Source organism: Bradyrhizobium denitrificans (assembly GCF_013179005.1).
In the GTDB taxonomy this organism is placed as follows: domain Bacteria; phylum Pseudomonadota; class Alphaproteobacteria; order Rhizobiales; family Xanthobacteraceae; genus Bradyrhizobium; species Bradyrhizobium denitrificans.
Genome location: NZ_JABFDP010000011.1, coordinates 14211 through 36552, shown reverse-complemented (window position 1 = coordinate 36552; position 22342 = coordinate 14211). Strand labels below are relative to the sequence as shown.

Below are 22342 nucleotides of genomic sequence, written 5' to 3'. Positions count from 1 at the left end.
AAGCCCGGGCATGACGGCCTTGTTCAGAGAGGCGGCGTGCCTTTTCCCTCAGCCCATCGCTTCTCCAAACTATCCGCTACGCCGCCGCCTGCGCGCGCGGCTGGTAAATCGCGACGTGCTGGCAATGTGCCAGCGCGCGCGTGCCGTTCGCGACCACCAGCGCGTCGATCTCGACGAAGCGGTGGCCCTTCTTCTCGTAGTTTGCGACCACCCGCCCCCGTGCCGTGATCTCGTCGGTCTCGGCGATCACCGACAGCAGCTGCATCCGGCTGCCGACGTGAATCCAGGGACCGAGCACGACATTGTCGACCAGCAGCCGGTTCATCACCCGCTGCAGCATGCCGGGATGGCCGAGCCGGTCGTTCGCATAGAGCGGCTCGCGCTCGCGGATCTCATCGAGATACAGCTTCGCCGCCTGCCCTGGCCAGGCGCGTGGCGCGGTGCCGAGCCAGCTGCCGACAGCGAAGGACTCCGCGCTGACCGGAGGCCGCATGGCAGCCGGCGGAACATCGCGGTATTCGGCCAGCCCGACATCCGGCGCCACCGCCGGCAATGACGCGGAACCGGTGGCGCATAGCTCGCCTTGGCTTGTCACCTCGAGCCCGATGCCATCGCCCACCTGCTCTGCCCTGACCTCGGCCATCTCGCCATCATAGACCGGCTTGATAAACCGCGCCTCGATCAGCCCGCGCTCCAGGAATGCCCGGCCCCAGCGGGCCACCGGCTGATGCAGCATATAGGCCAGCACCTCGACGCCGGGTACGAGGCCGCCGGCGAAGCCGAAACGGCGCGCTACGGCATCATCATGCATCTTGTTCTCGGATTGCTTGGCCGTATTGAACGCCTCGACCGCGTGCACCCCGAGTCCGCCTGCCATGCTTGCCTCCCTTTGAGCCCTTTCGGCGATGGTAGCGGCCGGAAAGGTCCTGGCAAGCGCAGCGTTTGGCTCGCAATTCCTGACGCGATGGAGTACCAACCGGCCATCCCGATGAAAGGCCCGATGACCACCGAAGCCGCACCTTTCCGCATCTTTGTCGACGCCGACGCCTGCCCGGTGAAGGACGAAATCTACCGCGTCGCGCTCCGGCACGGCCTGCCGGTGATCGTCGTCGCCGGCGGCTTCATCCGCGTGCCCGACGATCCGCTGATCACCCGCGTGGCAGCCGGCAGCGGGATGGACGCCGCGGACGACTGGATCGCCGAGCGCACCGGCGGCGACGACATCGTCATCACCGCGGACATTCCGCTGGCGAGCCGCTGCGTCAAGGCCGGCAGCGCCGTGATCGCGCCGAACGGCAAGCCGTTCACGGAGGAGTCGATCGGCATGACCTTGGCAGTGCGCAACCTGATGACCGATCTGCGCTCATCAGGCGAGGTCACGGGCGGGCCGCGCTCGTTCACCCCGCGCGACCGCTCCACCTTTCTCTCCACCCTCGATACGACGATCCGCCGCCTGCAGCGCCAGCGCGCGGCGCGGGTCCACCAGCAGAGCTAGAAACATGGCGCCACCGCTCATCCAGTTGAAAGACATCCGCCTGACCTTCGGCGGCACGGCGCTGCTGCAGGGCGTCGAGCTGTCGGTCTCGCCCGGCGAACGCGTCTGCCTGATCGGCCGCAACGGCTCCGGCAAATCCACTTTGCTGAAGATCGCCGCCGGCCTGGTCGATTGCGACAGCGGCACGCGCTTCGTGCAGCCGGGCGCCACTGTGCGCTATCTGCCGCAGGAGCCGGATTTCTCCGGCCATCCCACCACGCTGTCTTACGTCGAGGCCGGGCTTGGGCCCGGCGACGATCATTACCAGGCCCGCTATCTGGTCGAGCAGCTCGGGCTGACGGGCGAGGAAGATCCGGCGCATGTCTCCGGCGGCGAGGCGCGCCGCGCGGCGCTGGCGCGCGTGCTGGCACCGAACCCGGACATCCTGCTCCTGGACGAGCCGACCAACCATCTCGACCTCACCACGATCGAGTGGCTGGAGAACGAGCTTGACGGCCGGCGCTGCGCGCTGGTGCTGATCAGCCACGACCGGCGCTTCCTGACCAATCTGTCGCGCTCAACCGCGTGGCTCGATCGCGGCCAGATCAAGCAGATCGACCGCGGCTTTGCGGCGTTCGAGGCGTGGCGCGACGAGGTGCTGGCGGAAGAAGAACGCGAGCAGCACAAGCTCGACCGCAAGATCGTCAACGAGGAGCACTGGCTGCGCTACGGCGTCTCCGGCCGGCGCAAGCGCAACGTCAAGCGGCTCGCCAATCTGCATGCGCTGCGCCAGCAGCGCCGCGACTATCGCGGAGCCGTGGGGAGCGCTAATCTCGCCGCCGCCGAGGCCGACAAGTCCGGCAAGCTCGTCATCGAGGCCAAGGGCGCGTCGAAGAGTTATGGCGATCGCAAGATCGTCGACAATTTCTCCATCCGCATCCAGCGCGGCGACCGCATCGGCATCGTCGGCCCCAATGGCGCCGGCAAGACCACGCTGGTCAACCTGCTCACCGGCGGCAGCGAACCCGACAGCGGCAGCATCCGGCTCGGCGTCAACCTGGAGATGGCGACGCTCGACCAGCATCGCGAAAGCCTCGATCCACGGACAACCTTGGCGGAGGCGCTGACCGGCGGCCGCGGTGACCACGTCATGGTGGCAGGCAAACCGAAGCACGTCGTCGGCTACATGGAAGACTTCCTGTTCTCGCGCGAGCAGATGCGCACGCCGCTCGAGGTGCTCTCCGGGGGCGAGCGCGGCCGACTGATGCTGGCGCGCGCGCTGGCCAAGCCGTCGAACCTGTTGGTGCTAGACGAACCGACCAACGATCTCGATCTCGATACGCTGGATGTCCTCGAGGACATGCTCGGCGACTATGAGGGCACGGTCATCCTGATCAGCCACGACCGCGACTTCCTCGACCGCGTCGTCACCTCGGTGATCGTGCCCGAGGGCAACGGCAAATGGCAGGAATATGCCGGCGGCTACAGCGACATGCTGGTTCAGCGCGGCGCCGACCTGAAGCGCGAGCACGCCGCGGCGGCAGCAGCCGCCGCCGATGAGAAGAAGGCGGCCAAGCCTGCGGCGACGGCTTCGAGCACGTCGAAGCGCAAACTCTCCTTCAACGAGAAGCACGCGCTGGAGACCTTGCCGAAGACGATCGCCAAGCTGCAAGGGGAGATCGCGAAGCAGCAGAAGCTGCTCGACGACCCCGCGCTGTATGCGAAAGACCGCAAGACGTTCGACGCCGCTTCGCTGGCCCTCGCCACCGCGCAGGCCGAGCTCACCGCTGCCGAAGACCGCTGGCTGGAGCTCGAAATGCTGCGCGAGGAGATCGAGGGCGGGTGACGGCGCCGTAGGGTGGGCCAAGGCGCGCCAGCGCCGTGCCCACCGCGGTCTTGCGCAACAGAAGACGGTGGGCACCCTTCGCTTTGCCCACCCGACGTTCTCTTCGTCATTGCGAGCGAAGCGACTTGTCCGCCATAGCCCGAAGGGCGACGGCGGAAGCAATCCACAGCTGTAGATGCGACTCTGGATTGCTTCGTCGTTTCGCTCCTCGCAATGACGGCAACATGGAGTGAATGAGATGACCACGCCGCTCGCCGCCAGGATCGCCAGGGAATACGGCACCCCGTGCGCCGTCATCGACATGGACAGGGTCGAGCGCAACATCGCGCGCATCCAGGCGCAGTGCGCGGCGGCCGGCGTCGCCAATCGTCCCCACATCAAGACGCACAAGAGCCCTGAACTGGCCAAGCTGCAGATCGCGGCCGGCGCCCAAGGCATCACCTGCCAGAAGATCGGCGAGGCCGAGATTATGGCTGAGGCCGGCATCGACAACGTCCTGATCAGCTACAATCTGATTGGCGAGGAGAAGATGGCGCGGCTCGCCGCGCTGCAGGCCAAGGCCGACATGACGGTCGCCGCCGACAATCCGGTCGTCGTCGCCGGCCTGCCGGAGGCGGCGAAGCAATCCGGTCGCACGCTCTCCGTCGTGGTCGAATGCGACACCGGGCGCAAGCGCGCTGGTGTTGAAACGCCGGCCGAGGCGATTCAGCTCGCGCGCCAGATCAAGGTGTCAGAGGGCCTGCGCTTCGCCGGCTTCATGCTGTATCCGACCGAGACGGGCTGGGACGAGGCGCAACGCTTCTTTGACGAGGCGCTCGCCGGCGTGCGCGCCGAAGGGCTGGACGCGGCCATCGTCTCGACCGGCGGCTCGCCCAACCTGAAAAATCTCGGCAAGCTCAAGGGCGCCACCGAGCACCGGCCCGGAACCTACATCTACAACGACCGCATGCAGGTCGCCGCCGGCGTTGCGACCTGGGACGACTGCGCGCTGCATATCTACTCGACCGTCGTCAGCCGTGCCGCGCCCGAGCGCGGCATCCTCGATGCCGGCTCGAAGACGCTGACATCCGATACTGGAGGCCTCGACGGCCATGGCCTGATCCTGGAGCACCCGGAGGCCAAGATCGCCCGCTTCGCCGAGGAGCACGGATTCCTCGATCTGTCGCGCTCCAACACCCGCCCCCATGTCGGCGACGTCGTCCGCATCGTCCCCAACCATGTCTGCGTCGTCGTCAACATGATGGACGAGGTCGTGATGGTCCGCGGCGACGAGATCCTAGGAACGCTGCCGGTCGCGGCCAGGGGCAAGCTGCGCTAGGCAGACGGATCGTCAGTATTGGAATCGGATTCCCACCGTCGCCGTCGTCGCCATGTTGTTGACGGTGGGGATTGTCGATCTCAACCAATCCTGCCGGACGTCGGCCTTGAGCTGCACTTCACGCGACAGCTTGTAGACGGCGCCAAGCGCAACGGAGTATCGATCGTCGGTCCGGACAATGCCCGCGAACCGGTCCTGACCAAAGCCGAAGGACAGCGAGGCACTGGTGCGGGGATCGAATTCCTGGCGCGCCTGCAGGATCAGGTCCCGCCGAAAGATCCCGCTCACGCCCGGTATGACGCTCTCCAGAGTGTCGGACGTTCCGACCAGGACGAATGACGTCCTGTCGAATGGCCGATAGACGAGCGCCCCGTTCACGATCATGCCGGAAATCCCGGGCAGCATCGGGTCGGCAAAACGCCGCGTCAGATATCCGACCGCGATCTCGCCGGCCAATCGTCCAGCAAAGGCCAGGCTCAGTCCGGCACTGACCACGGTGCCATTGGAATCGCGGCGGACGCCGCCGAAATCCACCGGGATGTCGTGCACCCTGCGGTCCAGCGTCACGTCGACGAACGGACTGATCTGCGGCGACAATGCGTAAGACACGCGCGTCTGCACCGCAGGCTGGGTGAAATTGCGGTCCTTGTTCGGGATCGGCGCGTCATCGCCGGGGCGTGCGCCGCTGAAGGTGCTCCGATCGACCAGCCCCTTCACCGAGACGCTGACATTGTCGAGCTTCTGGCTCACGCCCACCGTCGCTCCGGATTTAGAGACGAAGGTGCCTCTGGGGGCTTCGAGCACCCGGTCGACGGGATCGAGCGCATACCGGACCTCGCCATTGATCGATCGATCGTCGGTGATGTCGTAGCGGCCATCGATCTTCGCATCGACCGCCGGGGCGTTGAGCACGGGCACGCCTTGCGTCTGGCTGTAACCGACGCTCAGATCCGCATTGAGCTCGTGCCGCTCGAATTGCGAACGTATTTCGAGCTCGTGGACGACGGAGCGCGTCTGCGCGGGCCTGCCGCCCCGCGGCATCCGCAACGGATTGGAGTCGACCCCGACGGTCAGTTCCAGTGCCGGCTTGATCACAAAGGCCCCGACCTTGATTCCCTTCGGTTCGAAGGGATCGTCCTCCTCGGCCTTCTCCTCCGGCTTGGGCGCCTCCGCGACCTCCTCCAGCTTCGGCATGACCGGCGCGACCGGCCGCTTGGGTCCGATAGGCCGGCTCTTGATGTGACAACGGACCAGCGCGCGCCAGATCCGAGTTGCATCATTGGGGGGCACCCGCATCAAGGCAAGGCATCCTGTGCCCTCGAGCATCGCGCCCGGCAAGGGCAACGGCTTCGCCGCGGCCGGGGCAAAGCGGACGGCTCGCGCCAGGCTCTCCCGCGGATCGATCGCCTTGAACCGCCGCAACAACAACGGGTCCGCGTCGGCGACCGGGCGCAACAGCAATGTTTCAGCCCTGACGGCGGCTTCCGCACGGTCGACCGAGAGGGTGACGGTGAGCAGCAGACAATGCAACACGATGCGGCAAGCCGCGCCAAGCAATCGCCGCGTGATCCCCATCGCCCGAACCAAAGCTGACGCTTTCGCATGTCTCACAACAAACTCGGGCAACGCATCAGGCAGACGCGCTCGGCGCATCTGCGCATGAAAAACGCAACGGCTATCGTCGGCATCCGAGCAGACGTCAGCAGCCTGCACATGACGTCGATGCGCCGTCCTCGAGATGGACCGTCGGCGAGCAACGCTGACGGTCCGTCGTTCTCTCCCGAGGGCGGCCGCTTACGCGGTCGACATGGCCTGGCTATTTTGCAGCTTGTGCCGTCTTGGCCGCAGCCTGATTGGCTGCATTGTTGGCCTGCGCCGCAGCCTTCCCGGCAGCGGCCTGCGCGGCCTTCGCCGCGGCCTGCTTCGCAGCCTTGGCCTTCTGCTCAGCCGCTTCCTTTGCAGCCTTGGCCGCCTTCTTCTCAGCAGCCTTCGCGGCCTTCGCTTTCTTTTCGGCTGCTTCCTTCGCTGCCTTGGCAGCCTTCGCCTCTGCGGCCTTCGCCGCCTTGGCCTTCTGCTCGGCCGCTTCCTTCGCCGCCTTGGCAGCCTTTGCCTCTGCAGCCTTCGCCGCCTTGGCCTTCTGCTCGGCCGCCTCCTTCGCTGCCTTGGCAGCCTTCGCCTCTGCGGCCTTCGCCGCCTTGGCCTTCTGCTCTGCGGCCTCATTCGCAGCCTTGGCAGCCTTTGCCTCTGCAGCCTTCGCCGCCTTGGCCTTCTGCTCGGCGGCTTCCTTCGCTGCCTTGGCAGCCTTTGCCTCTGCAGCCTTCGCCGCCTTGGCCTTCTGCTCGGCGGCTTCCTTCGCTGCCTTGGCAGCCTTTGCCTCTGCAGCCTTCGCCGCCTTGGCCTTTTGCTCGGCCGCCTCCTTCGCAGCCTTGGCAGCCGCCTTATCCGCAGCCTTCGCTGCGTTCGCCTTCTGCTCTGCAGCCTTGGCCGCATTGGCATTGGCCGCTGCAGCCTTGTCGGCGGCCTTCGCGACCGCTGCCGTCTGCTTGTCTGCAGCTGTCGCGGCCTTGGTGGCGGCCTTCGCAGCGGCCGCGGTCTGCTTGTCCGCAGCCGTGGCCGCCTTGGTAGCAGCCTGAGTCACGGCCTTTGCAGCAACGGCCGCCGTCTTGTCGGCGGCCTTGAGCGTATCAGCCGCCTTCTTGCCGGCGGCCTGGGCCGCCGCCACAGCGTTGTTGGCCTTCTGATCGACGGCCGCCGCAGCCTTCAAATTGGCACCCGGTTTCGCTAGAGCCGCATGGTTGCCAGCGAATACTGGATTGGACGACACACCAATGCCGATCAGCACAGCCGCAGCCGTCCTGACGATCCTCAGGTTCTTCATCTTTACGTTCTCCACGAGACGGTCGATTGTTGACGCCTTATTCGCTACAAAATGTAACACTCGCAATGCGTCGCGATATTGACGGCAATTCGACGATGTCTGGTCGTCCAAGCCACGACTAATTAGTTGATCGTGGCGATCCCGGCGCCGTTATCGGTTTACGACCGCCACATTTGTTCGCTCAACAAACAGCTCGATGAATGCGAGCGGGCTCAATCCGATTCGGAAAACCGGCTTCCACTTTTCCGGATCATGCTCTAGTCAGCGCCGACAGCGAGGCTGGAAATGCGCCCGTCTGCGGCGGTGACGATCCGCCAATCGAGTTCGCCGTTGCTGAAGCGCGCGCGGAACCGATCGCCGACGGCGCTATCTCCACCGATAAAGCGAAGCGACTCGAACCGGCCGAGATCGGTCAACATGCGCTGCCAAACGGCGAGCCTCTCGCGTCCATTGCGCGCCATCGACCGGGTCAGCATCGTCTCGTCGATCCGACCGTCGCGCACTGCGGCCATGTAGTCCAGCAGCCGCGTCTGGCTCTGCGGATCCGGCGTGTCATGGATCAGGGGCGCGCCGAGGACAGCGCCATTCTCGCTTCCCCGCACCTCGGTGACACGGGTCGCCCTGCCTGGAAGAACGATTCCGATGCAATCGCCGGCCTTGTCGGTGATGACGATCGGCCGATCGAGTTTCGTCGCGACCTCGCCACGCGTGTCCGGCTCGAAACTGCTTTGAAATCTGCGCTCGCCATCCGGCCCGACCAGGTAGGCGTTGACGGGTCCTTCGCTGTGATTGATCAGGGTCACGTCGATCGACAGCGCTCCGGCGGGCTCGCCGGTGGGGATTTCAGCTCCGCAGGGCACATAGGCCCCCGGCGTGTCGTCTCCGTACCAGCGAAAGGCCAGCCGCTTCACGGTCCGGTCGCTGTCCAAGAGCACTCTGAATCGGGCACTCCCCCACGCAAACTGGGCATCGAAGACGTCCAGCCCGTCCGCCGCGACTCCGGCAAACCGAAGCTGCTGAAGCACGCCGAGTGCCTGCAGCTCACGCTTGGCCTTGAGCAGCCTGACCCGAAGCTCCTGCGGAAATCTCTGTTTCAGCTGCGTCGAGTCGACCTCGCCGCGCTGCAACTGCGCGATCGTATCACGCAGGATCTCCTCACTGCCGGCCGTCGCCGTCTGAGCCAGAACGCGGTCGATCCTCATCGCGGTCCGACGAATATGCTCCACTTCGAGCTCTCGCGCCGTTGCGCCATCGATCCGCGTGGCCAACGTTGCACCGACACCCGGCTCGAAGATCACGAGGTTCAGCGCGCTTGCCGAGGGATCCCGAATGAACAGAAAATGCTTGCCGGTCGCCCGGCACAGGAACACTCGATCGGCGACAGGTTCGATCTCATCTCCGGTCACCAGACCAGGCTTTTCGACGCGGAGGCGGTCTCCCTCTCTGGTAATTCGGATCAAAGTATCGAACCCCGCCTGGTAGTTTCCGGCGTATTCGGCATCGAACAGCCGCGCATCGAGCCGAGAGGCCTGCGGTGCAAACTGCGGCAAACCACTGATGCGCGGCAGCCGCGTCGTCTTGCCCTTGCGAATGAGCATCGCGCCCGAGACTTTGCCCGCATCATCCAACGTGAAGCGAAGCCTGAGCGACATGCCGACATCGCCATATGAGCCGTCGCGGGCCGCCTCGATCTCGACCTTCGGCTGATAGCCGAGCTGCGCGAAACTCCTGCCGTTCTCGGCGGAAATGACCAGAATCTTGAACGAATCGACCTGGTAGAATCCTGCGATCGTCTCGGCCGATCGCGGCTCACGGAGAATGACGGCCTGCTCGGGAGCGATACCCGGATTCCGCGACGCGGCAGCGTCCTCGACCTGGCCCACGGTTCGGTCCGGTGCGGCTATCCGCTGGGCAGGCCACAGACGGCCGTCCTGGTGACTGGTCAGCGCATTGACGTGTCCATCGGCATCGGCGACGAAGGCGATCTGTGCATCAATATCCTTGAAGAAGAAGTGCAGATCGTCTTCGGCAAACAGCTCCATTTTGCGGCTGCCGCTGTATCGGCCGAACAGCCGATCGCCATCTCGGCTGATTTCGACGTGGAGCCGCGGGTTCTCACGATAATATCCGACCAGGCGGTCGAAGGCAGCCGGGTCAATCCTGGCTGGGCTGCGCGTTCGCGCCTGTTCAATGAGACGCTGCTCAAGCAGGTCGGCCGCACGGCGGGCGACGTCCGCCGAGACCCGCGACGCACGGATATGCGTGCCGTTCTGATGCAGTACCATGGCAATGGCGCGCGCCCCCGCCCGGCCGATGAAGGACAGTTCGAAGCTTCGATCGGTGTAGAAGAAATCGCGTTCGCTCTCCGGCAACACTTCGATCTTGTTCTGGCCGGTACGTTGCACGAACAGATGCTGCTTGTCGCGCGTCACGGTCAACACCAGGTCGGGCAGGACCGCCGGATCGGCCTGGTAGTAGCCGACATAGCTGTCGAGCTGCTCGGGGGGGACCATCACGGCCCGCACGGCCCCCGAGGTCCTGCGGGCCGTGAACTCGTCCCAGCTGACGTCCAGCGGCAGATAGCCGTAGCCGATCCTGCCTGCACTCAGCAGAATGAGGGTGCAACAGGCGCCATAGGTGGCGATGCGTTTGCGCAATGCGGGCCGTTCCGAAACGCAGTCGGAATCCAGGATCCGCTCGATCCGTTGGGCAACGATCGCATGCATCAGGGCGACCATGCCATGAGGTGGCGGCGCCGGGTTGCTGGCCACCCCGAGCAGCACTTCCGCATAGGCCAGGCGATCGCCGATGCCTTCGATCGCCTCGTCGTCGCTTCGCATCTCTGCCAAGGCCGCGACCCTGTAGCAGAGATACCAGGCGAGCGGATTGATCCAGAACACCGCGCGGTGCAAGGTCGCAAACAACAGCGTGTAGAAATCCAGATGGCGGACATGGGAATGCTCGTGCCCGAGCACCGCGATTAGTTTGACGGGCTCCCAGTCGCGGTATTCCAAAGGCAGCAGGACGCTGCCGGCAAACGTCACCGGCGATCTGACGGCGGGACTGACGCGCACATCACCGCCGGCAAGCGGCTCATGAACGATCTCCGCCGAGCGCCACAGCCTGACCGCGAACAGAATGCCCAGACTGATCCGCAGCAGCAGCACGGCGGCCACAGTGAAATAGAGATAGAAGACAAGTCCGCGCCAGTTCGGACGCCAAGCAGAGAGTTGCGCGCCGACGCCGGGCGCGGCAGACGACGAGGACGTCGCGGCACCCACACCGCGGTTGGCGTCGGCCTGGCCGAATTCGCGAGCCGAACCGCTTTGATCGACAGCCGTGGCAACGCGCGCGGCGCCGGCCGAGCCCGACCGCAAACTACGGGCCATTGGCTGCTCGTCCGGCGCGCCTGGCAGCGGGATCGCCGCCGCGGGAGGATCTTCGTGCAGCGTGAGCGTGACCAGACTCGACCCGACCAGCGCAGGCATCGCGGTCGAGGCCAGCATCACGCAGACCCACACCCGCAACTCGATCCGAGGATTGACGACTCTGACCAGCCGCAGACCGATCCAGACTGCCGCCCCGAGGCCAAACGATCGCAGTGCGGCCTCCAGCAGCAAGTCCATCAACGCTCTCCCGACTTGCTCCTCGCAATCCTGTCAGCGAACGCCTTCAACTGGCGTTTATCGATGAGCTTCTCGTCGATCATGCCGACCAGGAGCTCCTCGACGGAGCCGCGACAGAACCAATTGACGATCTTGTTGACTGCGTTCGCCGCGACGGCCTCGGGCGGACGACTTGCGCTGTACAAATAAGTCCGGCCTTCGATCCTATGGGACACATATCCCTTCTCTTCGAGACGCCGCAGCAAGGTCCGGACCGTGGAATCCTTCAGGTCACGATCGAGGAGCTCGCGGACCATCTCAGCCGTGACAGGCTGTCTGAGCCAGACGAGCTTCATGACGTCCCGTTCCAGATCACTCATGTCCGGTAGCTCTGACTGCACGCGCGTCTCCCTCGGTGCGCCTCCTGCGCATGACAAGTTGTAACGGTCAGCAACTAGGCTTCGAATATGCTTGGATTAGGGCCAAGCACCGGTCTTTTTCTGGAGATGCGCGCTCTGCGCCAGCGGCACGATCAGTCAGCCTGACCGGCTCCGCGCAGCCATGTCAACACGCCCTGCCCGGCTGCCGCGCCTGTCGCGAATGAGGCCTGCAGGAGATAGCCGCCGGTCGGCGCCTCCCAATCCAGCATCTCGCCGGCGACAAACACACCCGGCCGCCGCCTGAGCATGAAGTCGGCATCGACCTCGCTGCGCGCGACACCGCCGGCGCTGGAGATCGCGCGTGCGAGGCCGGTGGTGCCGGTCAGACGGATGGACACCCCGTTGATCAGGGCCGCGATCCGGTCCGGCGGCAACGACGCCAATGCGAGCCCCTGCGCCTTCGCGGTCTCCTGCAGCAGGCCGATCGCAACCGGCGACAGGTGCAGCGCCTTGCGCAGCAGATTCGAGAATGACTGCTTGCCGCGCGGCGCCGACATGCGGCTGATCAGGTCCGCGGTCGCGAGATCAGGCCGCAGCGCGACGTGCAGGATCGCCTCGCCCGTCCGCGCGAGCGCCTCGCGCATCTCAGCCGAGAGCGCATAGACCGCGCCTCCTTCGATGCCGTCGCGCGTCACCACCGCCTCTCCGCGCACAATGCGTTCGCCGAAAGACAATGCAATGCCCTTCAGCGGCTGGCCCTCGAAACGATCGCGAAAGATGTCGGACCACGCGACACTGAAGCCGCAATTGGCTGGCCGCAGCGGCGCGATGGTGACGCCCTGCGCGGCGAGAATCGACACCCAGCCGCCGTCGGAGCCGAGCCGCGGCCAGCTGGCGCCGCCGAGTGCGAGCACGGTGGCGTCGGCGGCAACCTTGCGTGGTCCATCCGGCGTCGCGAAGGACAGCCGCCCATCGTCCCATCCGGTCCAGCGATGTCGCAGTTCGAAGCGAACACCCTGCGTGGCCAGCCGGCGGAGCCAGGCCCGCAGCAGCGGCGAGGCCTTCATCGCAACCGGAAACACGCGGCCCGAGGAGCCGACGAAGGTCGGCTCGCCCAGCGCCTCGCACCACGCGCGCAGCCGCTCCGGCGGGAAGGCGCGGATCGCCGGCTCCAGCCAGGACGAGGCGTCACGGTAGCGCGACAGGAATGCGGGCAGCTCCTCGCTGTGGGTGAGATTGAGCCCGCCCCGGCCGGCCATCAGAAACTTGCGCGCCACGGATGGCATCGCGTCGTAGACGGTGACGGCCGCGCCGCCCTCGGCCAGCACCTCGGCCGCCATCAGCCCTGCGGGGCCGGCGCCGATGATGGCGATGTTTGGTGCGTGTGAGGACATCGCGCAATCGGGGTGAAGAGGGATAACGGATCAACGAAAAAGGTCGTCATTCCGGGATGCGCCGCTCGGCGCAGGCCCGGAATCCATACTTCCGATCGTGGTCAGGATTCCGGGCTCGCGCTGACGCGCGCCCGGAATGACAGCGAGACCTACAGCTTGATCCCCAGCCGCGCTGCGGCCTGGCCGACATATTTCTGCGTCTGCTCGAAAGCGCCCTGCAGGGCCCGCGCCTTCGACATGTCGCTGATCTCGGCAAAATGCGCGGCGATCGCGTCCGGCGTCCACTCCTCCGGCGGCAGGTTGATGCCCTCGGTCTCCAGGATCTTGATCACCGCAAAGGAGCCCGCACCGGCGCCCATGATGGTGCGGGTCGGGGCGTCCTCGCTGAGCAGATATTCCACTGCCGGGGTGATCGCCTCCGGCTTCATCAGCTGCAGCGCCTGCGGCGGCAGCAGTTCCTCGGTCATGCGCGTGGCTGCGGTCGGCGAGATGATGTTGACGCGGATGTTGGTCTTGCGGCCCTCTTCCGCCAGGACGTTCATCAGCCCGACCATGCCCGACTTCGCGGCGCCATAATTGGCCTGGCCGAAATTGCCGAACAGGCCGGACGACGACGTCGTCATGACGATGCGGCCGTAATTGCGTTCGCGCATGCCGTTCCACGCCGCCTTGCAGCAATAGAAGGTGCCGACGAGATGCACGTCCAGCACCTTGGCGAAATCGGCGACCTCCATCTTGCCGAACGATTTGTCGCGCAGGATGCCGGCATTGGCGCACATGATGTCGACGCTGCCCCATTCCTTGGTGGCGCGTTCGACCATCGCGGTGACCTGCTCGAAATTCGAGACGTCGGCGCCGTCGGCCATCGCGGTACCGCCGGCCTTGCGGATCTCCTCGACGACCGTCTCCGCCGCGGTCAACGAGCCGCCTGTGCCGTCACGCGCGCCGCCGAAATCATTGACCACGACCCTTGCGCCGCGGCTCGCCAGCCCCAGCGCATGCGCGCGCCCGAGACCATTGCCTGCGCCGGTGACGATGGCGACGCGTCCGTCGAATCTGATTGCCATGATGTTGTGTCCTAGGTTCTTTGCTCGTCATGCCCGGGCTTGACCCGCCTGCGGGGCCGAAGCCCCTTCGGCGCGGCGGAGGCCCGGGCATCCATCAGCTTTCTTCAGTGATGGATCGCCGGGTCAAGCCCGGCGATGACGAAGGGTGGGTTGTGTCGAGGCGAGTTAGCTCAGATAAATCAGTCCGATCCAGTCGGCGACCAGAGCGGGTTTCTCCTCGCCCTCGATCTCGACGGTGACATTGGTGCGCGACTGCAATTCCTTGGGCTTGCGCAGCGTGGCTTCCGCCAGCACGAAGCGGCCGCGCACGCGCTTGCCGGATCTCACCGGCGAGATGAAGCGCAGCTTGTCGAAACCGTAGTTGACGCCCATCGCCGTGCCCTCGATCGCCGGCATGACCTCGTAGGACATCACCGACAGCAGCGACATCGTCAGGAAGCCATGCGCGATGGTGGTGCCGAACGGCGTCGCCTTGGCCTGCTCGGGATCGACATGGATGAACTGATGATCCTCGATCACGTCGGCATAGGTGTCGATGCGCTTCTGATCGAGCACGTGCCACGACGACACGCCGATCTCCTGTCCCACCATGGCCTGATAGGCTTCGAGTGAAATCGGCGGCTTCTTCCAGATTTGATTGTTCATTCCTTGCTCGTCCTGCCTTGTCTACGCCTTGCTCCGGAAGCCGTGTCACGCACCGGCTTCGCTGCCGCCATGGCCGGGCTTGTCCCGGCCATCCACGTCGTCCGGCATGCTCAGCAAGACGTGGATGCCCGGGGCAAGCCCGGGCATGACGAGTAACCCAACTCACGGCGTCATTGTCGCCTTTACCAAATAGTCCCCTATCCCTCGTGGCCGGCTTGCCGAGACTTCAGCTCCGGGAAATCCTCTTCCCTGAACTCCGCACCGCGCAGATGGTCGGTGCGGTTGTCCTCGTGCTCGAGCCGGCGCAGCTGCACGCGGCGGATCTTGCCCGAGATCGTCTTCGGCAATTCGCTGACCAGCTCCAGCCGGCGGATACGTTTGAACGGCGCCAGCCGCGATTGCAGATGCGCGAAGATCGACAGCGCCGTTTCGCGCGAGCGCTCGGCGCCCGCTGTCAGCAGCACATAGGCCTTGGGGACCGCCAGCCGGATCGGATCCGGTGACGGCACCACGGCGGCCTCGGCAACCGCCTCATGCTCCAGCAATACGCTCTCCAGCTCGAACGGCGAGATCCGATAGTCCGATGATTTGAACACGTCGTCGGAGCGACCGACGAAGGTGAGATAGCCCTCCTCGTCCCGGAACACGACGTCGCCGGTGCGATAGCGCACCCCGTCAGCCCCCGACAGCTTGCCGTCGTCGCCCTGATAGCCCTGCATCAGCCCGGCCGGTCGCTCCCCCGTGAGCGCCAAGGTGATCTCGCCCTCGCTCGCGAGATTGCCGTCGATATCGGCGACCTCGACGCGGTAGCCCGGCAGCGGCCGGCCCATCGAACCGATCTTCAGCGTCTGGCCCGGCGAGTTGCCGACGATCGCGGCGGTCTCGGTCTGGCCGTAGCCGTCGCGGATGGTGAGCCCCCAGGCCGCACGGACCTGGTCGATCACTTCCGGATTGAGCGGCTCGCCGGCGCCGCAGGCCTCGCGCAGGCTTACCTTGAAATCGGCGAGATGCTCCTGGATGAACAGCCGCCACACCGTGGGCGGCGCGCACAACGTGGTGACGCCGCAGCGGCGGATGATCGCGAGCAGCCCCTTGGCGTCAAAGCGCGGCTGGTTGACCACGAACACGGTCGCGCCGGCATTCCACGGCGAGAAGAAGCAGCTCCAGGCGTGCTTGGCCCAGCCCGGCGAGGAGATGTTGAGATGGACGTCGCCCGGCTGCAGGCCGAGCCAGTACATCGTCGAGAGATGGCCGACCGGATAGCTGCGGTGGCTGTGTCGCACCAGCTTCGGCTTGGCCGTGGTGCCCGAGGTGAAATACAGCAGCATCGGATCGTCCGGCTGCGTCGGCCCATCCGGCGTGAACGTCTCGTCCGCCGCAGCGGCCAGCTCGAACGGCAGCCAGCCCGCCGGCGTGGTCGGTGCGCCGACCACGATTCGGACCAGATCTCCGGCACCGAGATCGGCGAACTTCGTGACCTGATCCTGCGCGGCGACGACGGCCTTGGCGCGGCCGCGCTCTAGCCGGTCGCGCAGCTCGTCGATAGTCAAAAGCGTCGTCGCGGGGATCACGACGACGCCGAGCTTCATCGCCGCGAGCATCGTCTCCCACAGCGGCACGACATTGCCGAGCAGCAGCAGCAGATGATCACCGCGCTGCAGGCCCTGCGCCCGCAGGAAGTTGGCGACCTGGTTGGAGCGGCGCGACAGCGCGGCAAAGGACAGCTTGGTCTGGCGGTCCTGCGCCGCATCGAAGATCCACAGCGCGGTCCGCTCGCGGCTTTCCGGATCGGACGCGAGCTCGGCATCGAACCAGTCGAGCGCCCAGTTGAACGGGACCGGATCGGGCCAACGAAAGCCCTTCACGGCCGCATCATAATCGGTGCGATGCGCCAGCAGAAACGCGCGGGCGTCCTTGAATGTCGTCATCAGGGGGTCCCGGCAAGCTTGCGGACGTGCTGAATGATTCCGGAAAAATCGACACCACCATGGCCGGCGGCCTCGAACGCCTTGTAGATCTCCTGCGCGTGCTGGCCGAGCGGCGTCGCCGCGCCCGCCGCCTTGGCGGCGTCCTGCGACAGCGTGAGATCCTTGAGCATCAGCGCGGTCGCAAAGCCCGGCTTGTAGTCGTTGTTGGCGGGCGAAGCCGGCACCGGCCCGGGCACCGGGCAATAGGACGTCAGCGACCAGCACTGGCCCGACGAGGTCGAGGCGACGTCGAACAGCGCCTGGTGCGACAGGCCGAGCTTTTCACCAAGCGCAAAGGCCTCGCTGACCGCGATCATCGAGATGCCGAGGATCATGTTGTTACAGATCTTGGCCGCCTGACCGGCGCCGGCGCCGCCGCAATGGACAATCTTCTTGCCCATCTTCTCCAGGATCGGCTTGGCAGCGGCGAAAGCCCCCTCCTCGCCGCCACACATGAAGGTGAGCGTCGCGGCCTTGGCGCCGCCGGTGCCACCCGACACCGGCGCGTCGATCGCAGCGATGCCATGCTTGGCGGCGAGCGCATGCGCGGCGCGCGCGCTCTCGACGTCGATGGTCGAGGAATCGATGATCAGCGCCCCCTTGGCCATTGCCGGCACGACCTCGTTCCAGACCGCCAGCACATGCTTGCCGGCCGGCAGCATGGTGACCACGGCATCTGCTCCCTTCGCCGCAGCCAACGCGCTGGCGGCGATCTCGGCGCCATCGGTCTTGGCCTGCGCCCTGGACGCCTCGACCAGATCGAACGCGACCACCTTGTGGCCGGCCTTGACGAGGTTGGCGGCCATCGGACCGCCCATGTTGCCGAGGCCGATGAATGCGATCGTTGCCATGGTTCGTTGTCTCCCCTCGACCTGCTTGTTATCTCGTTTGCGGAAATGTCAGCTCGTCGGCGCCGATCTCGGCAAGATAGCGCTCCAGCATCTCCGGCGTCACCTGATCGACATTCGGCGGCGACCAGCTGGGATTGCGGTCCTTGTCGATGATCGCGGCGCGCACGCCTTCGCGGAAATCATCGCTGCGGAACACTTCGAGCGCCGCACGATACTCACGCACCAGGCATTCCTGCAGCGATGTCGCCTTGCGCGCCAGCCGCAGCAGCTTCAACGTCACGACCATGCCGCGCGGCGACTTCTCCTTCAGCGTCTTCAGGGTCGCCAGCGCCAGCTCCGAACCATCGGCTTCGAGCGCCACGAAGATATCATGCATGCGATCATGAGCGAACCACGCATCGATCTTCGCCTGCTGCGCGGCCACCGGCCCGGCGGTCTCGCCGGTGGCAAAACCTGCAATGAGCTGGTCAATCTCAAGGGACACCGCTCCGGGCCTGACCTTTGTCAGAACCTCGCGCAGCGCCGGCCATCTCTCCGTCGGCACCACTGCATCGGCAAAACGGGCATGAATCGCGTCCGGCCCATTCATCGTCTGTCCGGTCAGACCGAAATAGGCGCCGAGCTCGCCGGGTGCGCGCGACAACAGCCAGGTGCCGCCGACATCGGGGAAGAAGCCGAGGCCGACTTCGGGCATCGCGAGCCTGGTCTTCTCGGTGACGATGCGATGGCGGCCATGCGCCGACAGCCCGACGCCGCCGCCCATCACCAGGCCGTCCATATAGGCGATATAGGGCTTGCCGAACGCCGCGATGCGCGCATTCATGATGTATTCCTGGCGCCAGAACACCTTGCCCAGGTCACCATTCACCTTCGAGCTCTCGTAGAGCCCCCGGATGTCGCCGCCGGCACAGAGCCCACGCTCTCCGGCGCCTTCGAGCACCACGACGGCCACGGCGGGATCGGCCTCGAACCGATCCAGCGCGGCGTCGATGCCCATCGACATCTCCAAGGTCATCGCGTTGATCGCCTTCGGACGATTGAGCCGGATGATGCCGGCCGAGCCCTCGCGGCGAACGATCAGATCGCCTTCGACCAATTCGCTCATCGCGCGCCCTCGATCAGCTTGCGGGACACGATCAGACGCATGATCTCGTTGGTCCCTTCGAGGATCTGGTGCACGCGCAGATCGCGCACGATCTTCTCGATGCCGTATTCGCTCAGATAGCCGTAGCCGCCATGCAGCTGCAGCGCCTGGTTGGCGACCTCGAAGCCGACATCGGTGCCGAAGCGCTTGGCCATCGCGCACAGCATGGTGGCGTCAGCATCCTTGCGGTCGAGCGCGGCGGCGGCACGCCAGACGAAGGTGCGTGCCGCTTCCAGCTCGATTGCCATGTCGGCGATGCGAAACTGCAGCGCCTGGAATTCGTCGAGCCGCTTGCCGAAGGCCTTGCGCTCCTTCGTGTAGGCAAGGGTCTTGTCGAGCGCGCTCTGCGCGCCGCCGAGCGAGCACGCCGCGATGTTGAGCCGACCGCCGTCGAGGCCGGCCATCGCGATCTTGAAGCCGATGCCTTCCTCGCCGAGCCGGTTGGCGACGGGCACGCGCGCATTCTCGAAGATCACGGCGCGGGTCGGCTGCGCGTTCCAGCCCATCTTGCGCTCATTGGCGCCGAACGACACGCCCGGGGTCTTCGCATCGATTACCAGGGTCGAGATGCCGCCGGGGCCATCGGCACCGGTGCGCACCATCGCGACGAGAATGTCGGTCGCGCCGGCGCCGGAGATGAACTGCTTCTGGCCGTTGAGGACGTAGTCGTCGCCGTCGCGCACCGCGCGGGTGCGCAGCGCGGCGGCGTCCGAGCCGGCGCCCGGCTCGGTCAGGCAATAGCTCGCGATCAGATCCATGGCGCAAAGCTTCGGCAGATAGGCCTGACGCTGCGCCTCGGTGCCGAACGTGTCGATCATCCACGACGCCATGTTGTGGATCGAAATGAAGGCCGAGACCGTCGGACAGCCGGTCGCCAGGGCCTCGAAGATCAGCGCCGCGTCGAGACGGGTCAGGCCCGAGCCGCCGACATCATCGCGGATGTAGATGCCGCCCATGCCGAGCGCCGCGGCTTCGCGCATCACGTCGACGGGAAAGTGCTTCTCCTCGTCCCAGCGCAACGCATGCGGGGCGATCTTCTCGGCCGCGAAGGCGCGCGCCATGTCGCGCACCGCGATCTGATCCTCGTCGAGAGCGAAATGCATCCGTTCTCCGCGTTTCCCTGGTTTGTTATCTTGGCCGTGGCGCTTCTTCACACTCCGTCATTGCGAGCGAAGCGAAGCAATCCAGAGTCTTTCCGCGGAGGCAGCCTGGATTGCTTCGTCGCTTCGCTCCTCGCAATGACGGCCAACAATGACGCAAGTGGGAGCCCTTAAGGGCTCCCACTCTCGTCAACTCATCTCGTCACTTCATCAGAGGGATCGAGAACTCTGCGCCTTCCTTGACGCCGGACGGCCAGCGCGAGGTGACCGTCTTGGTCTTGGTGTAGAAGCGGATCGAATCCGGGCCGTGCTGGTTGAGGTCGCCGAAGCCGGACTTCTTCCAACCGCCGAACGTGTAGTAGGCGATCGGCACCGGGATCGGCACGTTGATGCCGACCATGCCGACATTGACCTTGGCGGCGAAGTCGCGCGCCGCGTCGCCATCGCGGGTGAAGATGGCAACGCCGTTGCCGTAATCATGCTCCGACGGCAGCGCCAGCGCTTCGGCGTAATCCTTGGCGCGGACGACCGACAGCACCGGACCGAAGATCTCTTCCTTGTAGATCCGCATGTCCCGGGTGACGTTGTCGAACAAGCAGCCGCCCATGTAGAAGCCGTTCTCGTAGCCCTGCATCTTGAAGCCGCGGCCGTCGACGGCCAGCGTCGCGCCTTCCTTGACGCCGATGTCGACATAGTTCTTCACGCGCTCGACCGCCTCGCGGGTGACCAGCGGGCCGTAATCGGCCGACGGATCGATCGAAGTGCCGATCTTCAGGGACTCGACGCGCGGGATCAGCTTCTCCATCAGCCGGTCGGCGGTGGTCTTGCCGACGGGCACCGCCACCGACACCGCCATGCAGCGCTCGCCGGCCGAGCCATAGCCGGCACCGATCAGCGCATCGACGGCCTGGTCGAGGTCGGCGTCGGGCATCACGATGGCGTGGTTCTTGGCGCCGCCGAAGCACTGGCAGCGCTTGCCGTGGGCGGCCGCGCGCTCATAGATGTATTGCGCGATCGGCGACGAGCCGACGAAGCCCACCGCCATGATGTCCGGATCCTCCAGGATGGCGTCGACGGCCTCCTTGTCGCCGTTGACGACGTTGAGGATGCCGGCCGGCAGGCCCGCCTCGATCATCAGCTCGGCGAGCTTCATCGGCACGCCCGGATCGCGCTCCGACGGCTTGAGGATGAAGGCGTTACCGCAGGCGATGGCGGGAGCAAATTTCCACATCGGAATCATCGCCGGGAAATTGAACGGCGTGATGCCGGCAACGACACCGAGCGGCTGGCGCATCGAATAGATGTCGATACCGGGGCCAGCGCCTTCGGTGTACTCGCCCTTCATCAAATGCGGGATGCCGCAGGCGAACTCGACCACTTCGAGGCCGCGCTGGATGTCGCCCTTGGCATCTGGAACCGTCTTGCCGTGCTCGCGGGCGAGCAACTCGGCGAGTTGGTCGTAGTCGCGCTGCGCGAGTTCCAGAAACTTCATCATCACCCGCGCCCGGCGCTGCGGATTGGTGGCAGCCCAGGCCGGCTGGGCCGCCTTGGCATTTTCCACGGCCGCCCGCAATTCGGCCCGCGACGCCAGCGCGACCTTGGCCTGAACGTCGCCGGTCATCGGCTCAAAGACATCGGCCGTCCGACCAGACGTGCCCTTGACCTCTTTGCCGCCAATGAAATGACCGATCGAACGCATGGGGTATCCTCCGCAGGGGTAAGCAGTGCCGATTTGGCCGGCATCTTGCAGTCTTTGCGGCGTTTGGGAAGGGTCTAAGCGCTGATCGGCGCTGCGAAATTGCCGCCCCTCCGTCGCGGTCAAACCCGCTCCCCTTCTCGGTCCTTACGACCTTGCGCTGAGGCCCGCGGGCCCAAGGGCTCAGCCTCGGGCGGTGGGCGCCTTGCTCACGCGCGGCTTCGCCGCCGGGCGTGCCGACGTCTTGCCCGCCGGACCGAGTCCTGTCGCGATGGCGAGAGCCGCCTCGCGGCCTGCGCCGAGAATCTCGTCGGACGCATCCCCACTGCCGGTCACCCGTGCCATGACCAACGTCCCCATCAGGGTCGCGAGCATCGCCGACGCCCGCTTTCGGGCGATCTTGGGCGGCACATCAACGATGTATCCGGCGAACAGCTGGATCAGGTCCTCCTGCTTCGCCGCAAACGCCTTGCGGGTCTTGGCGCTCTCGCGCGCGATCTCGGCGCCAAGCGCGGGAACCGCGCAGCCGTGGCCGAGGTCGTCGCGATGCTGCCGCGAAAGGTAACCGTCGACGATCGCGGCGAGCCGCTTTTGCGGCGGCAGTTCGTCCAGCAGCTTGCGCCACCGCGCCACCGAGCGGTCCATGGCATAACCAAACGCCTCGACGACAAGCGCCTCGCGCGATTCGAAATGCGCGTAGAATCCGCCGTGTGTCAGCCCCGCTTCCTTCATCAGGTCGGCGACGCCGACCCCATGAGCCCCTTTCTCGCGGAGCCGCACCGACGCCTTGCGTACGATTCGCGCGTGGGTTTCCGCCTTGTGTTCCGGAGAGTAGCGCATTGCCGTCCCATTGAATGTCTGCGGTCATACAATAGCAGCTCCGCGCGCGGATCGCCGCAGCAATTTGATGAATTCGAGTTGATCTAAGGCTCGATGCCGTTCAGGCTCGGCGCGCTTCACGAACACGACAACCTTAC

The 22342-nt window shown here is 65.7% G+C and carries 16 protein-coding genes and 1 pseudogene; 3 read left to right on the top strand and 14 right to left on the bottom strand.

From position 1 onward, the window contains the following. Positions 1-76: 76 nt before the first annotated feature. Positions 77-877: a hypothetical protein gene (locus tag HL671_RS13445; protein WP_172236659.1), complete on the bottom strand. Its 801-nt coding sequence runs from the start codon at positions 875-877 to the stop codon at positions 77-79. A 123-nt stretch (positions 878-1000) separates the two neighbouring features. Here HL671_RS13445 and HL671_RS13440 point away from each other — a divergent pair, with 123 nt between their 5' ends. The 3 genes from HL671_RS13440 to HL671_RS13430 all read left to right on the top strand — a co-directional run bounded on the left by HL671_RS13440 (position 1001) and on the right by HL671_RS13430 (position 4638). After that, the gene (locus tag HL671_RS13440) at positions 1001-1495 is read left to right on the top strand and encodes a YaiI/YqxD family protein (RefSeq protein ID WP_041751481.1); all 495 of its coding nucleotides are present in this window, start codon (positions 1001-1003) and stop codon (positions 1493-1495) included. A gap of 4 nt (positions 1496-1499) precedes the next feature. Continuing rightward, positions 1500-3320, top strand: coding sequence for an ABC-F family ATP-binding cassette domain-containing protein (locus tag HL671_RS13435; RefSeq protein ID WP_012043689.1), 1821 nt, complete (start codon positions 1500-1502; stop codon positions 3318-3320). Positions 3321-3558: 238 nt separating this feature from the next. Next, on the top strand, positions 3559-4638 hold the full coding sequence (locus HL671_RS13430; protein ID WP_012043688.1) for a D-TA family PLP-dependent enzyme: 1080 nt from the start codon (positions 3559-3561) through the stop codon (positions 4636-4638). A 12-nt stretch (positions 4639-4650) separates the two neighbouring features. Here HL671_RS13430 and HL671_RS13425 read toward each other — a convergent pair whose 3' ends face one another. From HL671_RS13425 to HL671_RS13365, 13 genes and pseudogenes are all read right to left on the bottom strand, one after another. Beyond that, positions 4651-6171 carry an outer membrane beta-barrel protein gene (locus HL671_RS13425; RefSeq protein WP_172236658.1) on the bottom strand — a complete coding sequence of 507 codons (1521 nt, stop codon included), beginning with the start codon at positions 6169-6171 and terminating at the stop codon, positions 4651-4653. 283 nt (positions 6172-6454) lie between these two features. Continuing rightward, positions 6455-7516: a hypothetical protein gene (locus HL671_RS13420; RefSeq protein ID WP_172236657.1), complete on the bottom strand. Its 1062-nt coding sequence runs from the start codon at positions 7514-7516 to the stop codon at positions 6455-6457. A 257-nt stretch (positions 7517-7773) separates the two neighbouring features. Further along, positions 7774-11142: a M56 family metallopeptidase gene (locus HL671_RS13415; protein WP_172236656.1), complete on the bottom strand. Its 3369-nt coding sequence runs from the start codon at positions 11140-11142 to the stop codon at positions 7774-7776. Continuing rightward, entirely contained in the window at positions 11142-11501 is a 360-nt protein-coding gene (locus HL671_RS13410; RefSeq protein ID WP_041750699.1) for a BlaI/MecI/CopY family transcriptional regulator, read from the bottom strand. The genes HL671_RS13415 and HL671_RS13410 overlap by 1 nt, the downstream gene beginning before the upstream one ends. Before the next feature lie 152 nt (positions 11502-11653). Further along, positions 11654-12895: a BaiN/RdsA family NAD(P)/FAD-dependent oxidoreductase gene (locus HL671_RS13405; RefSeq protein WP_172236655.1), complete on the bottom strand. Its 1242-nt coding sequence runs from the start codon at positions 12893-12895 to the stop codon at positions 11654-11656. A 149-nt stretch (positions 12896-13044) separates the two neighbouring features. After that, the gene (locus HL671_RS13400) at positions 13045-13962 is read right to left on the bottom strand and encodes an SDR family NAD(P)-dependent oxidoreductase (RefSeq protein ID WP_172236654.1); all 918 of its coding nucleotides are present in this window, start codon (positions 13960-13962) and stop codon (positions 13045-13047) included. Between the two features lie 165 nt (positions 13963-14127). Continuing rightward, positions 14128-14607, bottom strand: coding sequence for a MaoC family dehydratase (locus tag HL671_RS13395; protein ID WP_012043682.1), 480 nt, complete (start codon positions 14605-14607; stop codon positions 14128-14130). Between the two features lie 197 nt (positions 14608-14804). Next, a complete protein-coding gene (locus tag HL671_RS13390; protein ID WP_172236653.1) occupies positions 14805-16535 on the bottom strand; it encodes an AMP-binding protein in 1731 nt (576 codons plus the stop codon). Then, positions 16535-17443, bottom strand: a pseudogene (mmsB, locus tag HL671_RS13385) (3-hydroxyisobutyrate dehydrogenase); the annotation flags it as partial. The gene HL671_RS13390 and the pseudogene mmsB, both read right to left, overlap by 1 nt. Positions 17444-17453: 10 nt before the next feature. Next, positions 17454-18530 (bottom strand): enoyl-CoA hydratase/isomerase family protein, encoded by a 1077-nt coding sequence (locus HL671_RS13380; protein WP_041750697.1) that lies wholly within the window; start codon positions 18528-18530, stop codon positions 17454-17456. Next, positions 18527-19672 (bottom strand): isobutyryl-CoA dehydrogenase, encoded by a 1146-nt coding sequence (locus HL671_RS13375; protein ID WP_172236652.1) that lies wholly within the window; start codon positions 19670-19672, stop codon positions 18527-18529. Before HL671_RS13375 ends, HL671_RS13380 begins: the two co-directional genes overlap by 4 nt. Before the next feature lie 199 nt (positions 19673-19871). Beyond that, positions 19872-21368 (bottom strand): CoA-acylating methylmalonate-semialdehyde dehydrogenase, encoded by a 1497-nt coding sequence (locus HL671_RS13370; protein ID WP_172236651.1) that lies wholly within the window; start codon positions 21366-21368, stop codon positions 19872-19874. A gap of 180 nt (positions 21369-21548) precedes the next feature. Continuing rightward, positions 21549-22205: a TetR/AcrR family transcriptional regulator gene (locus HL671_RS13365; protein WP_012043677.1), complete on the bottom strand. Its 657-nt coding sequence runs from the start codon at positions 22203-22205 to the stop codon at positions 21549-21551. Positions 22206-22342 lie beyond the last annotated feature (137 nt).

Excerpts from the sequence above, each read along its gene's own strand:
- HL671_RS13445 (WP_172236659.1), bottom strand. The coding sequence starts at position 877 with ATGGCAGGCGGACTCGGGGTGCACGCGGTCGAGGCGTTCAATACGGCC.
- HL671_RS13440 (WP_041751481.1), top strand. The coding sequence starts at position 1,001 with ATGACCACCGAAGCCGCACCTTTCCGCATCTTTGTCGACGCCGACGCC.
- HL671_RS13435 (WP_012043689.1), top strand. The coding sequence starts at position 1,500 with ATGGCGCCACCGCTCATCCAGTTGAAAGACATCCGCCTGACCTTCGGC.
- HL671_RS13430 (WP_012043688.1), top strand. The coding sequence starts at position 3,559 with ATGACCACGCCGCTCGCCGCCAGGATCGCCAGGGAATACGGCACCCCG.
- HL671_RS13420 (WP_172236657.1), bottom strand. The coding sequence starts at position 7,516 with ATGAAGAACCTGAGGATCGTCAGGACGGCTGCGGCTGTGCTGATCGGC.
- HL671_RS13415 (WP_172236656.1), bottom strand. The coding sequence starts at position 11,142 with ATGGACTTGCTGCTGGAGGCCGCACTGCGATCGTTTGGCCTCGGGGCG.
- HL671_RS13410 (WP_041750699.1), bottom strand. The coding sequence starts at position 11,501 with ATGAGTGATCTGGAACGGGACGTCATGAAGCTCGTCTGGCTCAGACAG.
- HL671_RS13405 (WP_172236655.1), bottom strand. The coding sequence starts at position 12,895 with ATGTCCTCACACGCACCAAACATCGCCATCATCGGCGCCGGCCCCGCA.
- HL671_RS13400 (WP_172236654.1), bottom strand. The coding sequence starts at position 13,962 with ATGGCAATCAGATTCGACGGACGCGTCGCCATCGTCACCGGCGCAGGC.
- HL671_RS13395 (WP_012043682.1), bottom strand. The coding sequence starts at position 14,607 with ATGAACAATCAAATCTGGAAGAAGCCGCCGATTTCACTCGAAGCCTAT.
- HL671_RS13390 (WP_172236653.1), bottom strand. The coding sequence starts at position 16,535 with ATGACGACATTCAAGGACGCCCGCGCGTTTCTGCTGGCGCATCGCACC.
- HL671_RS13380 (WP_041750697.1), bottom strand. The coding sequence starts at position 18,530 with ATGAGCGAATTGGTCGAAGGCGATCTGATCGTTCGCCGCGAGGGCTCG.
- HL671_RS13375 (WP_172236652.1), bottom strand. The coding sequence starts at position 19,672 with ATGCATTTCGCTCTCGACGAGGATCAGATCGCGGTGCGCGACATGGCG.
- HL671_RS13370 (WP_172236651.1), bottom strand. The coding sequence starts at position 21,368 with ATGCGTTCGATCGGTCATTTCATTGGCGGCAAAGAGGTCAAGGGCACG.
- HL671_RS13365 (WP_012043677.1), bottom strand. The coding sequence starts at position 22,205 with ATGCGCTACTCTCCGGAACACAAGGCGGAAACCCACGCGCGAATCGTA.